Origin of the sequence: Streptomyces sp. W16 (genome assembly GCF_033194735.1) — a bacterium.
In the GTDB taxonomy this organism is placed as follows: Bacteria; Actinomycetota; Actinomycetes; order Streptomycetales; family Streptomycetaceae; genus Streptomyces.
Genome location: NZ_JAWOAI010000047.1, coordinates 20,586 through 31,530 on the forward strand (window position 1 = coordinate 20,586; position 10,945 = coordinate 31,530).

The following is a 10,945-nucleotide window of genomic DNA, read 5'->3' on the forward strand; positions in this document are numbered from 1 at the left end:
TTCTGGGCGATGATCAAGGGTCCTGTCAGTGTCCCCGCTGGTTAATCGCTTGCCGCACCCGGGGACCCCCTGGAGACAATGTGTATCGCACGCACAGCCGTGAACGCCGGTCCGCTGTCCCTTTCGTTGACCTTGGCGCCGGTTTTGCGATTTTAGACTTCTGTTGTTTTCCGGGGGAATGAGGACGAAATGTCGTATGTAGAGATGGCGGGGGCGAAGGTCCCCATCCGTATGTGGACCGACCCGGCCTCGGTCGAGGAAGGCGCGCTGCAGCAACTCCGCAACGTGGCCACCCTCCCCTGGATCAAGGGCCTGGCCGTCATGCCGGACGTGCACTACGGCAAGGGTGCGACGGTCGGCTCGGTCATCGCGATGCGGGGTGCGGTGTGTCCGGCGGCGGTGGGCGTCGACATCGGCTGCGGAATGTCCGCGGTGAAGACGTCACTCACGGCGAACGATCTTCCCGGCGACCTGTCGCGGCTGCGGTCGAAGATCGAGCAGGCGATTCCGGTGGGGCGGGGGATGCATGACAGTCCCGTCGATCCCGGGCGGATGCATGGGTTCGCGACTTCCGGGTGGGACGAGTTCTGGGGGCGGTTCGAGGGGGTTGCGGATGCGGTGAAGTTCCGGGAGGAGCGGGCCGCGAAGCAAATGGGCACACTTGGCGGAGGAAATCACTTTTGCGAGGTGTGTGTTGATGTGTCCGGTTCGGTGTGGCTCATGCTCCACTCCGGATCCCGGAACATCGGCAAGGAACTGGCCGAGCACCACATCGGCACGGCGCAGAAGCTCCCGCACAACCAGGGCCTGGTCGACCGTGACCTCGCCGTCTTCATCTCGGACACCCCGCAGATGGCGGCGTACCGCAACGACCTTTTCTGGGCGCAGGAGTACGCGAAGTACAACCGCACGATCATGATGGCGCTCCTGAAGGACGTGATCCGCAAGGAGTTCAAGAAGGCGAAGCCGACCTTCGAGCAGGAGATCTCGTGCCACCACAACTACGTGAGCGAGGAGCGGTACGAGGGCATGGACCTGCTCGTCACCCGTAAGGGAGCGATCCGCGCCGGCTCCGGCGAGTACGGGATCATCCCGGGCTCGATGGGTACGGGCTCGTACATCGTGAAGGGCCTCGGCAACGAGAAGTCCTTCAACTCCGCGTCGCACGGCGCCGGTCGGCGCATGAGCCGTACCGCGGCCAAGCGTCGCTTCTCGACGAAGGACCTGGAGGAGCAGACACGGGGTGTGGAGTGCCGCAAGGACTCCGGCGTCGTGGACGAGATCCCGGGTGCCTACAAGCCGATCGAGCAGGTCATCGATCAGCAGCGGGACCTGGTGGAAGTCGTGGCGAAACTGAAGCAGGTCGTGTGCGTTAAGGGCTGATGGTCGAGGGTCGTCGTGTTGATGTTGCGTCGGCCGCTCCGAGGATTCTCTGAGATCGCTGTGAATTCGCGCCCTATTCCTGTGAATTCCCGCGGCTGGCGCATTTCAATTGGTGTGCTGTTCGCGAAAGCATTGGTTGCGTGCGTTCCTTATTGCTGGCCTCGAATTTCGCTGTGATGCTGCCCGGGTGTTAGCCAAAACCCCACCCGCAGCGTCTCGGAGGACAGCACATGTCTGAGCGGTACCAGAATCAGGGCGAGTTGAGCCGGCGGACCGTCGTGGCCGCCGGTGCGGCGACCGCGCTCGCGGCGACCGTGGTCGGCGGTGCCACCTCCGCCCAGGCCGCCACCGGCGCAAAGGCGGCGGCCGGGCTCAAGGTCGGCGTCGGCAAGGCCGCGTTCACCCCCGCGGCCTCGCTCCTGCCGCTGGACAACTTCACCGCCGTGCACGACGACCTCAACGTCCGTGTGCTGCTGGTGGAGTCCGGCTCCCGCCGTATCGCCCTGGCCGTGCTGGACCTGACCTCGATCAGCGCGGAGGCGATCGCGCTGATGCGGACCGCCATCACCGCGGCCAGCGGCGTCACCGCCGCGAACATCATGGTCACCGTCACGCACTGCTTCTCCGCGCCGCACGTCCAGGCCAGTTCGTCCTCGGCCGGTGCCGCCGCCTATGTGCAGAACATCGTCGCCGCCACCAAGTCCGCCGTGGCCGACGCCGTCACGAACCTCCAGGACGCGGAGGTCGGCTACGGCGCCGGCCGGTCCGACGTCAACGTCAACCGCAACGTGTCCACCGCCGACGGCTACTGGCTCGGCGTCAACGAGCAACTGCCCTCCGACAAGGGCGTGTACGTCGCCCGCTTCAACGACCTCGACGGCAATCCGATCGCCGTGCTGACCAACTACAACGTGCAGTCCTGCGTGATGCAGGACTCCGTCATGGCCGACGGCACCCTGCCGATCACCGCCGACCTTGCCGGCGCGGCCGTCGCGCACGTCGAGAGCCAGTACCCCGGAGCCGTCGGCTTCTGGCTGGTCGGGGCGTGCGGCGACCAGTTCCCGGCCTACCGCTCGAAGCGGTACACGATCGACAAGGACAAGGGCTGGACCTACGGCGTCGATCTGCACGACGCCGGCTTCGCGCTGCTTACCGCGCAGGGCGAGCGGCTCGGGAACGAGATCGTGCGGGTGGCCGAGGGGATCAGCAAGTACGAGAGCGGCACGAAGGTCGCGGTGCGGCTGGTCACCGACGACATCACCACGACGCAGGTTCAGGGGCCCCAGGCCAGCGCGCCCACCAAGACCGTCACCTTCACCCCCACCGGCACCGCCCAGGTGCCGATCTGGGTCTTCCAGGTCGGCAAGGGTGTCTTCGCCGGTGTGGCACCGGAGTTGTCCACCACGACCGCGACCGCGATCCGCGAGAATTCGTCGTTCTCCAGCACTTTCGTCATGTCGATGTTCGAGGGCGGCGCCAAGAACATGCCCGACAAATGGAATTTCGACCACGTCACCTACGAGGCGGTCGACGGCTTCTACATCCAGGGCACCGCGGAGAAGGCCGCCAACCGCATCGGGCGCATTATCAAGTCCCTGAATTGAGGTGTGGAAAATGACGACAAGGCGCGCTTTTTTAGCGCGGGTTGTGGGGGCGGGGACCACGGCGGCGGTCGCCGCGTCGGGCCTCGCGGCCTGTGACTCCGGCAGCGGTAGTGGCAGTGGCAGCGGTAGTGGTGGCGGTCATGTGAAAGGTGCCACCGCCGTCACCCAGGTCTACGGCGACGGCCAGAAGTTCATCGCCGTGGCCGTCGAGTACGACACCGCGATCGACACCTCCACGCTCACGAAGACGTCCTTCACCGTCGCGGGGCGGACCGTCACCAAGGTGTACGCCAACACCGCCGCGGCCCTCGCCGACCAGGGCAAGGACGGGCCGTACGTCATCGTGGAGCTCTCCCCGGACGACGACAGCGCGCTGCTGTGGGGAGGCATGGGCGGGGGCGGGGGCGGGGGCGCGGCGGGGACCACCCAGCCGTCGGCGTCGGCGTCCTCGTCGGCCTCGGCGTCCGCTTCGAGCAGCCCCTACGTCATCCCCGGTCCACAGGTGGGCTCGACGGGCGGACCCGCCACCATCAAGGCGGCGAAGGGCACCGTCGTCCAGGCCGGCACGGTCACGACCACCGGCGGTACCCGCTACGCCGCCGACGACACCAAGGTCGCCACCGGCCACACGGTGAACCTGATCGTCGACGACTTCCAGCAGTTCACGTACAAGGACCCGAAGACCGGCAGGTCACTGCCGTACAACCTCTACGTCCCGAAGGGCTACGACCGGACCAAGTCCTATCCACTGGTCCTCTTCATGCACGACGCGAGCCTGATCAGCACCACCGTGCGGGCGACGCTGGTGCAGGGGCTGGGCGCGGTGTGCTGGGCCGCTCCCGAGGAACAGGCCGAGCGGCCGGCGTTCGTGCTGGCGCCGCAGTACCCGGAGGTGGTCGTCGGCGACGACTACAAGCCGACGTCGCTCTTCGACACCACCGTCGACCTGCTCCGGGAGCTGACCGGCAAGTACAGCATCGACACCGACCGGCTGTACTCCACCGGCCAGTCCATGGGCGCGATGATGACCCTCGGCCTGAACATCAAGTACCCCGATCTCTTCGCGGCCTCGTGGGTCGTCGCCGGACAGTGGCCCGCCGCCCAGGCCGCGCCGCTGGCGAAGAAGAACCTCTGGGTCACCGTCTCGCAGGGCGACACCAAGGCCTATCCCGGAGAGAACGCCATCATGACCGTCGTCGAGAAGGCCGGGACGAAGGTCAGTCGGGCGGTCTGGGACGGGCAGTCCACGGCGGCGGAGTTCGCCGCGGACGTCAAGGCGATGGAGGCCAAGGGCACCACGGTCAACTACTCGACGTTCAAGAAGGGTTCGACCCTCGCCGGAGGTCTTGCCAACGCGCACGGCGTCGAGCACAACTCGACCTGGCCGATCGCGTACACCATCGAGGGCATCCGGGAGTGGGTCTTCCAGCAGCGGAAATAGGCCCGCCCCGGCCGATTCGGTTCGATTCGGTTCGGATTCTGTTCAGTCGCCGAGACGCTTCTCCAGGAGTGTCACCGCGTAGGTACTCCCCAACCCGCCGTCCTTCGCCCGCTGTTCGCCTACGACGGTGTAGCCCGCCGACTCGTAGTAGTCGCGCAGGCGGGGGTTGGAGGCGAGGCAGTCCAGGCGGGCGTACGGGCGGCCCGTCGCGGTGATGCGGGATTCCGCGTGCGCGAGCAGTCGGCGTCCCGTGCCCGGCGGTGCCGTGTGCGGGGTCGTCATCAGGCGGTGGACGTAGCCCGCGTCGGGTGGGCGCGGGCCCCAGGCGGCCGGGTCGTCCCACCAGAGTTCGTAGGCGCCGGCCAGGGTCCGGTCGGCGTACGCCAGCCACACCTCGCCCTCCCGCATCCGCCGCCGGAAGTGGGCCTCGTCCTTCTCGCCCGGCTTCCACTGGTCGATGCCCCGGGCCAGTTGCCACAGGGCCGAGCTGTCCCGGAGGCGGACGAGGGTGCCGGCGTCCGCCGCGGCGGCCTCGCGGTAGGTCAACTCCGGCCAGGTGGCGGGTTGTTGCTCAAGCAGCTTGTCGCGCAGGGTGGTTGAGAGGGCCGTGGCGTCCAGGGACAGGGCCTTGGTGACATAGTCCTCGACCGAGCCGTAGCGACTGGTCAGGCCCGCCAGGAACAGGCGCATGACCGCCTCCGGGGCGTGGCCCCAGGACGGCCAGGCCGGGGTACGGCCGCCGTTGCGGGTCCGCCAGGCCAAGAGGAGGGCAGGGGTGGCGAGTTCGGTGAGGGTGAAGTCCTCGACGATCGTCTCTTCGGGGACGCCGAGCAGGCCGAGGACCAGTGCCGCCAGCAGGCCGGTGCGGTCCTTGCCGGACGCGCAGTGGAAGACGAGGGGCGTGTCCCGCTCGGCTGCCGCCGCGACCAGTTCCAGCGCCCGTCCGATCTCCTCCGTGCCGTCCTCGGCCACCTCCGCGTACCGCTCCGCCAGGTACGGCCCCGGGTCGATGTCGGGGGTCAACACCGTCTGGTCGTAAGGGCGATGCTCGATGCTCAGGTTGTGGTACGTGAACGACGCGTGCTCGGGGACGCGGCCTCTGCGCTCTATCTCCCAGGGGTAGCGGAGGTCGATCACGGTGCCGATACCGAGGTCGAGGAAGCGGGTCCAGTCGTCCGTGTTCTCGCTCAACTTGCCCAGGGAGTCGGCGCGGTAGAGGAGCCCCGGGCGCACGCGTCGGCCGTCCGGGGTCGGGTAGCCGCCCAGGTCACGGAAGTTGGGGAGATCGTCGAAGGGGAGATGTCTGTCCACGGACGGTGACTTTATGCGGTGGCCGGGAGCCTTTACGCGGTGGCCGGTCGGCGGAACGCGTCGGCGTGACGTGCGCACCAGTCCGCGAACGTCCGCGGTCTGCGGCCGAGCAGGCGCTCCACGGTGTCCGTCCGGAAGCCGACGGTGTCGGCGCGCATGAGTGCGAAGCCCTCGGTGACGGCGGCGGCGAGCGCCGGGGGCGCGCCGTGCGGGAAGCGGAACCGTACGACCTCGTCCGGTGTGGTGGTGGCCCTGACCTCGATGGTGCGGCCGATGGTCTCGGAGATGATCCGGACCTGTTCGGCGACGGTGAAGGTCTCGTCGCCGGTGAGGACGTACTCCTCGCCCTCCTCCGCGTGGCCGGTCAGGACGTGGGCGGCGACCGCGGCGATGTCGGCGGGGTCGATCGGCGCGTAGCGGCCGGGGCCGACCGGGTCGAGGACGTAGTCGCCGTCGTGGATGGTGGGCAGCCAGTCGAGGGCGTTGGTCATGAAGCCGCCGGGCCGGAGGAAGGTGGCGGGGATGCCGGAGGCGCGGATGATCTTCTCGCGCTCGTGGTGCCAGCGGCCCATGGCGGGGACCGGGTCGAGCAGGACGTGGGCGGAGGACAGGTGCACGAGGTGCCGCACTCCGGCCGCGCGGGCGGCGGCCACCGCGGTGGTGGTGTGGTCGGTGCCGATGCCCTGGATGAGCAGGAACAGTCTGTCCACGCCGGTGAGGGCGGGGGTGAGGGTGTCGGGGTTTCCCAGGTCTCCTACGACGAGTTCGGCGCGGTCGGACGGGGGCAGTCCGGCGGCTCGCGCGCGGGCGGGGTCGCGGACGAGGAGTCGTAACTTCTCGCCCCTGGCGTCGAGTTCGTGGGCGAGGGCTCGGCCGATGTTTCCGGTGGCGCCGGTGACCAGTATCATTGCGGCTCCCAAAGTCGTTTGCCGTCTAACGAGTTCCCGAGAACGCTAGCCGGTGAATGATTAGCCGTCAATCGACTTGCTGGAAAGGCCGCCATGTCCGAGTTCCTGGACCTGCACGGCAGGACGTCGAAGGTGCTCCGCTCCCTGGCCGACGCGGCCATGCGGCGCCACGGGCTGCACGTCGGCCAGAACCACCTGCTCGCCGTGCTCTGGGAACGCGACGGCGCCACGCCCGGCGAGGTCGCCGCCGCGCTGCACGTCACCACGCCCACCGTCGTCAAGATGGCCGACCGGATGACCGCGTCCGGGCTGCTCACCCGGCGCCGCGACGACCGCGACAACCGGCTCGTCCGGCTCTGGCTCACCGACGCGGGGCGCGCGCTGCGCGAACCGGTCGAGGCAGAACGGCAGTTGATCGAGGAGAAGGTCACCGCGGACCTCACCGAGGCCGAACGCGCGGCCCTCCTCAGCGCCCTGACGAAGGTCCACCGGTCGGCGAGCGAGCTGCTGAACGAGCCGGTCGACTACACCGGCTCGGCGTGAGGGCCCGTCGCTACTTGTTCGGCGCGTGCGTCACCGCGTAGATCATCACGAACGCGACGATGTGGATGCCGAAGAGGAAGTAGGCGAGGAAGTACCAGACCTTGCGCTCGTTCCTGGTCTCCTCGGCCAACCGGCGCTTGTCCAGGGCCTCTTGGGAGTTGTCCGGGCCGGCCGGACTGTCTGGGGCGTCCTCTTCGTCGGGCATCACAGCTCCCTGTGCACCTTGGTGTTCGAGGCCTGGGCGCGCGGGCGGACCACGAGCAGGTCGATGTTGACGTGGCTGGGGCGGGTGACCGCCCAGGAGATCGTGTCGGCCACGTCGTCCGCCGTGAGCGGCTCGGCGACGCCCGCGTAGACCTTCGCCGCCCGCTCCGTGTCCCCGCCGAACCGGGTCAGCGCGAACTCGTCCGTCTTCACCATGCCGGGCGCGATCTCGATGACCCGGACCGGGGTGCCGACGATCTCCAGGCGCAGCGTCTCGGCGAGGACGTGGGCGCCGTGCTTGGCGGCGACATAGCCCGCGCCGCCCTCGTACGTGCCGTGGCCCGCCGTGGAGGACACGACCACGACCGTGCCGTCGCCGCTCGCGGTCAGGGCGGGCAGCAGGGCCTGGGTGACGTTCAGCGTGCCGAGGACGTTCGTCTCGTACATCGTGCGCCAGTCGGCGGGGTCGCCGGTCGCCACCGGGTCGGCGCCGAGCGCGCCGCCCGCGTTGTTGACCAGGACGCCGATGGTCTTGAAGGCGGTCGCGAACTCGTCGACCGCGGTCCGGTCGGTGACGTCGAGCTCGTACGCCGTCGCCTTGTGGCCCGCCTTGGTGATCTCCTCGGCCAGCGCCTCGATACGGTCCTTGCGGCGGGCGGTGAGGACGACGCGGTAACCGGCCGCGGCGAGCCGGCGGGCCGTGGCGGCGCCGATTCCACCGCTCGCCCCGGTGACGACCGCGATACGGGAGGCGGCGGACGGTGCGGCGGTGGCCATGGGCTGCTCCTCGGGAGGGATCAACTGGTTCGTGCGTACGACTCCGTCCAGGATAGGCGGGCTCGGCGAGGGCTCAGTTTCCGCGCGGTGCCCACATGATCACGGCCATCCCGGCCAGGCAGATCAGGGCGCCGGTGATGTCCCAGCGGTCGGGCCGGTAGCCGTCCGCGACCGCGCCCCAGGCGAGTGAACCGGCGACGAAGATCCCGCCGTACGCCGCGAGGATGCGGCCGAAGTGGGCGTCGGGCTGGAAGGTGGCGACGAAGCCGTACACGCCCAGCGCCATGACCCCGCCGCCGATCCACAGCCAGCCGCGGTGTTCGCGCACCCCCTGCCAGACCAGCCAGGCGCCGCCGATCTCGAAGACGGCGGCGAGGACGAAGAGGGCCGCGGAGCGAAGTACGAGCATGACCGCCACCCCATCACACGGGTGTCACCTGATCACACGGGTGTCACCTGATGGACGGCGCCTGTCACGCGCTCCACGTGGGATACATCCGTACGACCGCAGCGGCGGTGCAACGGGTCTACGGGTGTACAGAGGAGTGGATGGCATGCGGGTACTACGGGTACTACGGGTCGGAGCCGTAGTGGGTGTCGCGTTCGCGGTGATGGGCGCGGCTCCCGGTGCGGCGGGCCCGGAGGCGGACCTCGCGTATCACGGCTCCGTCGCCATGACCGCCGGCCAGGTCGACGTGCGGTTCACCCCGCGCAACCACGGCCCCTCCGCCGTCCCCGACGCGACCGTCCGGCTGCGCTGGTCGAAGCCGCTCGCGGACCGGCAGACGCTGCCGGAGGGATGTGCCCGGTCGGGGGAGCGGGTGGTGGTGTGCCGGACGGGCGCGCTGGCGGCGGACGAGGTGGGCGAGCGGATCGAGTTGCGGGTACGGCTGCGGGACGCGTCCTCCGAGGTGCTGCTGGAACTGGACACGGTGTGGGGTGGCGGCGCGGTGGACGGGAACCGGGCCAACGACCAGCAGCGGGTGCTCGTCCTCGACACCGGTGACAGCTACTACTTCTAAGCCCTACTTCCGAGCCACGCCCGTAGTACCCCTGAGCCACGCGGCCGACCTCGTCGTACGATCTCGATCTCCGCACGGCACAGGCGACGAGGGGTACGACATGTCCGGGAACGCGCGGGCGCGGCTGCTGGACGATTTGTCCACCGTCTCGCGCCGGTACATGGCGTCGTACGCCCTGTTCAACCAGGCCGTCGCCGACCGGCTCGGGCTGCACCCCACCGATCTGCAGTGCCTGAACCTGCTCACGCTGGAGGCGGGGCCGGTGACGACGGGCCGGATCGCCGAGCTGACCGGTCTGACGACCGGGTCGGCGACGCGGCTCGTGGACCGGCTGGAGCGGGCGGGGTACGTCGTCCGGGAGCGGGACGCGGAGGACCGGCGGCGGGTGCTGGTGGCGACCGTCCCGGAGAAGATCACCGAGTTCGGGCGGATGTGGAACCGGCTGGGCGGTGGCTGGTTCACGCTCTTCGACGACCTCGCCGACGCCGAACTCGCCGTGATCGTCGGGCACATGAGGCGGACGGTGGAGTTCAGTGGGCAGCAGATCGCGCGGCTGCGGGCGGGGGAGGTCTGAGCGGGCGATGCCCTAGGAGGGCGTCCCGTCGTCCCCGTCGTAGCGCCCCCGTGCCTCGTGGACTTCCTCGATGTGGGTCTCCGCCCAGTCCTTCACGGCGAGCAGCAGCATGCTCAGGCTGGCGCCGAGCGGGGTGAGTTCGTAGTCGACGCGGACCGGGACGGACGGGGTGACCGTGCGGGAGAGGATGCCGTCGCGTTCCAGTGAACGGAGCGTCTGCGTCAGCATCTTGGGGCTGACGCCGGCGATCTTGCGGGCGAGGTCGCTGTAGCGCATCGGGCCGGGGGCCAGGGCGGCGACGACCAGGCTGACCCACTTGTCGCTGATGCGGTCCAGCAGCTGGTTGGTGGGGCAGCTGCGGATGAACGCGTCGTACTCGACACGTGCCTGTTCGCGCTTCTGGGCCGCTGTCATGGTCGCCATGGGTCGTGGCCTCCGTTCACTTGCGCTCACTTCCGGGGTAGGTACGCACCTTCAGGTAACTACTTCCCGCTGGATAGTAGCTCTTCCTAGGGTTGTCGGCAGCCGAGGGGATGCCCCGGCGAAACCCTTACATCCCTTACAACCCTTATAAGAGGAGCTGTCGGTCATGCGTGCTGCAGTGGTGACGACGTTCGGCGGGCCCGAGGCGGTTCGGGTCGTGGAGACGGAAATTCCCGAGCCGGGCGCCCGGCAGGTGCGGATCAGGGTCGCGGCGGCCTCGCTGAACCCGGTGGACGCCGGAGTGCGTGCGGGCGCGTTCGGGGGCGCGGGCAAGCGGCTCGGATTCGGCTGGGACGTAGCCGGGACGGTGGACGCGACCGGCGTCGCCACCGCGTGGCAGGTCGGCGACGAGGTGGTCGCCCTGGACCACGGTGTGGTCAAGCCGCTGGGCACGCACGCCGAGTACGTCGTCGTGGACACGGACGCGGTGGCGAAGGCGCCGGAGGGCGTGGACGCGGTGCACGCCGCCACCCTGCCGCTGAACGCGCTGACCGCCGTACAGGCCCTGGATCTCCTGGAGTTGACGCCGGGTCAGACATTGTTGGTGACGGGTGCGGCGGGGGCCGTGGGCGGGTTCGCCGTGCAACTCGCCGCGCATCGTGGAGTGTTGGTGACCGGGCTCGCCCGGGCCGGTGACGAGGAGTTCGTACGGGCCCTGGGCGCCGCCGAGTTCACGAGCGAGGGCGGGCCGGCGG

The 10,945-nt window shown here is 69.3% G+C and carries 13 protein-coding genes; 7 read left to right on the forward strand and 6 right to left on the reverse strand.

Going from position 1 to position 10,945, the window contains the following annotated elements; translation table 11 throughout:
• Positions 1 to 189 precede the first annotated feature (189 nt).
• From R6V09_RS09200 to R6V09_RS09210, 3 genes are all read left to right on the forward strand, one after another.
• Positions 190 to 1,383 carry an RtcB family protein gene (locus R6V09_RS09200; RefSeq protein ID WP_317880854.1) on the forward strand — a complete coding sequence of 398 codons (1,194 nt, stop codon included), beginning with the start codon at positions 190 to 192 and terminating at the stop codon, positions 1,381 to 1,383.
• Between the two features lie 230 nt (positions 1,384 to 1,613).
• Entirely contained in the window at positions 1,614 to 2,987 is a 1,374-nt protein-coding gene (locus tag R6V09_RS09205) for a hypothetical protein (protein WP_317880855.1), read from the forward strand.
• A 142-nt stretch (positions 2,988 to 3,129) separates the two neighbouring features.
• Positions 3,130 to 4,428 carry a hypothetical protein gene (locus R6V09_RS09210; protein WP_317880856.1) on the forward strand — a complete coding sequence of 433 codons (1,299 nt, stop codon included), beginning with the start codon at positions 3,130 to 3,132 and terminating at the stop codon, positions 4,426 to 4,428.
• Between the two features lie 42 nt (positions 4,429 to 4,470).
• Here R6V09_RS09210 and R6V09_RS09215 read toward each other — a convergent pair whose 3' ends face one another.
• Together R6V09_RS09215 and R6V09_RS09220 are read right to left on the reverse strand one after the other, a co-directional pair.
• Positions 4,471 to 5,739 (reverse strand): GNAT family N-acetyltransferase, encoded by a 1,269-nt coding sequence (locus R6V09_RS09215; protein ID WP_317880857.1) that lies wholly within the window; start codon positions 5,737 to 5,739, stop codon positions 4,471 to 4,473.
• Between the two features lie 32 nt (positions 5,740 to 5,771).
• Positions 5,772 to 6,647 (reverse strand): NAD(P)H-binding protein, encoded by an 876-nt coding sequence (locus R6V09_RS09220; RefSeq protein ID WP_317880858.1) that lies wholly within the window; start codon positions 6,645 to 6,647, stop codon positions 5,772 to 5,774.
• A gap of 93 nt (positions 6,648 to 6,740) precedes the next feature.
• On the opposite strand from R6V09_RS09220, the gene R6V09_RS09225 reads away from it, so the two are divergent.
• The gene (locus R6V09_RS09225; protein WP_317880859.1) at positions 6,741 to 7,190 is read left to right on the forward strand and encodes a MarR family winged helix-turn-helix transcriptional regulator; all 450 of its coding nucleotides are present in this window, start codon (positions 6,741 to 6,743) and stop codon (positions 7,188 to 7,190) included.
• 10 nt (positions 7,191 to 7,200) lie between these two features.
• On the opposite strand, the gene R6V09_RS09230 is transcribed toward R6V09_RS09225, so the two are convergent.
• The 3 genes from R6V09_RS09230 to R6V09_RS09240 all read right to left on the reverse strand — a co-directional run bounded on the left by R6V09_RS09230 (position 7,201) and on the right by R6V09_RS09240 (position 8,580).
• Complete coding sequence (locus R6V09_RS09230) at positions 7,201 to 7,395, reverse strand: hypothetical protein (protein WP_317880860.1); 195 nt, start codon at positions 7,393 to 7,395, stop codon at positions 7,201 to 7,203.
• A complete protein-coding gene (locus tag R6V09_RS09235) occupies positions 7,395 to 8,171 on the reverse strand; it encodes an SDR family NAD(P)-dependent oxidoreductase (RefSeq protein WP_317880861.1) in 777 nt (258 codons plus the stop codon). The genes R6V09_RS09230 and R6V09_RS09235 overlap by 1 nt, the downstream gene beginning before the upstream one ends.
• Before the next feature lie 73 nt (positions 8,172 to 8,244).
• Entirely contained in the window at positions 8,245 to 8,580 is a 336-nt protein-coding gene (locus tag R6V09_RS09240; RefSeq protein ID WP_019075857.1) for a YnfA family protein, read from the reverse strand.
• Between the two features lie 145 nt (positions 8,581 to 8,725).
• Between R6V09_RS09240 and R6V09_RS09245 the strand changes: the two genes are divergently transcribed.
• Together R6V09_RS09245 and R6V09_RS09250 are read left to right on the forward strand one after the other, a co-directional pair.
• The gene (locus R6V09_RS09245; protein ID WP_317880862.1) at positions 8,726 to 9,193 is read left to right on the forward strand and encodes a hypothetical protein; all 468 of its coding nucleotides are present in this window, start codon (positions 8,726 to 8,728) and stop codon (positions 9,191 to 9,193) included.
• A gap of 100 nt (positions 9,194 to 9,293) precedes the next feature.
• Positions 9,294 to 9,767 carry a MarR family winged helix-turn-helix transcriptional regulator gene (locus R6V09_RS09250; protein WP_317880863.1) on the forward strand — a complete coding sequence of 158 codons (474 nt, stop codon included), beginning with the start codon at positions 9,294 to 9,296 and terminating at the stop codon, positions 9,765 to 9,767.
• A gap of 12 nt (positions 9,768 to 9,779) precedes the next feature.
• On the opposite strand, the gene R6V09_RS09255 is transcribed toward R6V09_RS09250, so the two are convergent.
• Positions 9,780 to 10,190, reverse strand: a complete 411-nt coding sequence (locus tag R6V09_RS09255; protein ID WP_317880864.1) for a winged helix-turn-helix transcriptional regulator — start codon at positions 10,188 to 10,190, stop codon at positions 9,780 to 9,782.
• A gap of 166 nt (positions 10,191 to 10,356) precedes the next feature.
• Here R6V09_RS09255 and R6V09_RS09260 point away from each other — a divergent pair.
• Positions 10,357 to 10,945: alcohol dehydrogenase catalytic domain-containing protein (locus R6V09_RS09260; RefSeq protein ID WP_317880865.1), on the forward strand; the 589-nt coding region annotated here is incomplete at its 3' end.

Excerpts from the sequence above, each read along its gene's own strand:
- R6V09_RS09200 (WP_317880854.1), top strand. The coding sequence starts at position 190 with ATGTCGTATGTAGAGATGGCGGGGGCGAAGGTCCCCATCCGTATGTGG.
- R6V09_RS09205 (WP_317880855.1), top strand. The coding sequence starts at position 1,614 with ATGTCTGAGCGGTACCAGAATCAGGGCGAGTTGAGCCGGCGGACCGTC.
- R6V09_RS09220 (WP_317880858.1), bottom strand. The coding sequence starts at position 6,647 with ATGATACTGGTCACCGGCGCCACCGGAAACATCGGCCGAGCCCTCGCC.
- R6V09_RS09225 (WP_317880859.1), top strand. The coding sequence starts at position 6,741 with ATGTCCGAGTTCCTGGACCTGCACGGCAGGACGTCGAAGGTGCTCCGC.
- R6V09_RS09230 (WP_317880860.1), bottom strand. The coding sequence starts at position 7,395 with ATGCCCGACGAAGAGGACGCCCCAGACAGTCCGGCCGGCCCGGACAAC.
- R6V09_RS09235 (WP_317880861.1), bottom strand. The coding sequence starts at position 8,171 with ATGGCCACCGCCGCACCGTCCGCCGCCTCCCGTATCGCGGTCGTCACC.
- R6V09_RS09240 (WP_019075857.1), bottom strand. The coding sequence starts at position 8,580 with ATGCTCGTACTTCGCTCCGCGGCCCTCTTCGTCCTCGCCGCCGTCTTC.
- R6V09_RS09245 (WP_317880862.1), top strand. The coding sequence starts at position 8,726 with ATGCGGGTACTACGGGTACTACGGGTCGGAGCCGTAGTGGGTGTCGCG.
- R6V09_RS09250 (WP_317880863.1), top strand. The coding sequence starts at position 9,294 with ATGTCCGGGAACGCGCGGGCGCGGCTGCTGGACGATTTGTCCACCGTC.
- R6V09_RS09255 (WP_317880864.1), bottom strand. The coding sequence starts at position 10,190 with ATGGCGACCATGACAGCGGCCCAGAAGCGCGAACAGGCACGTGTCGAG.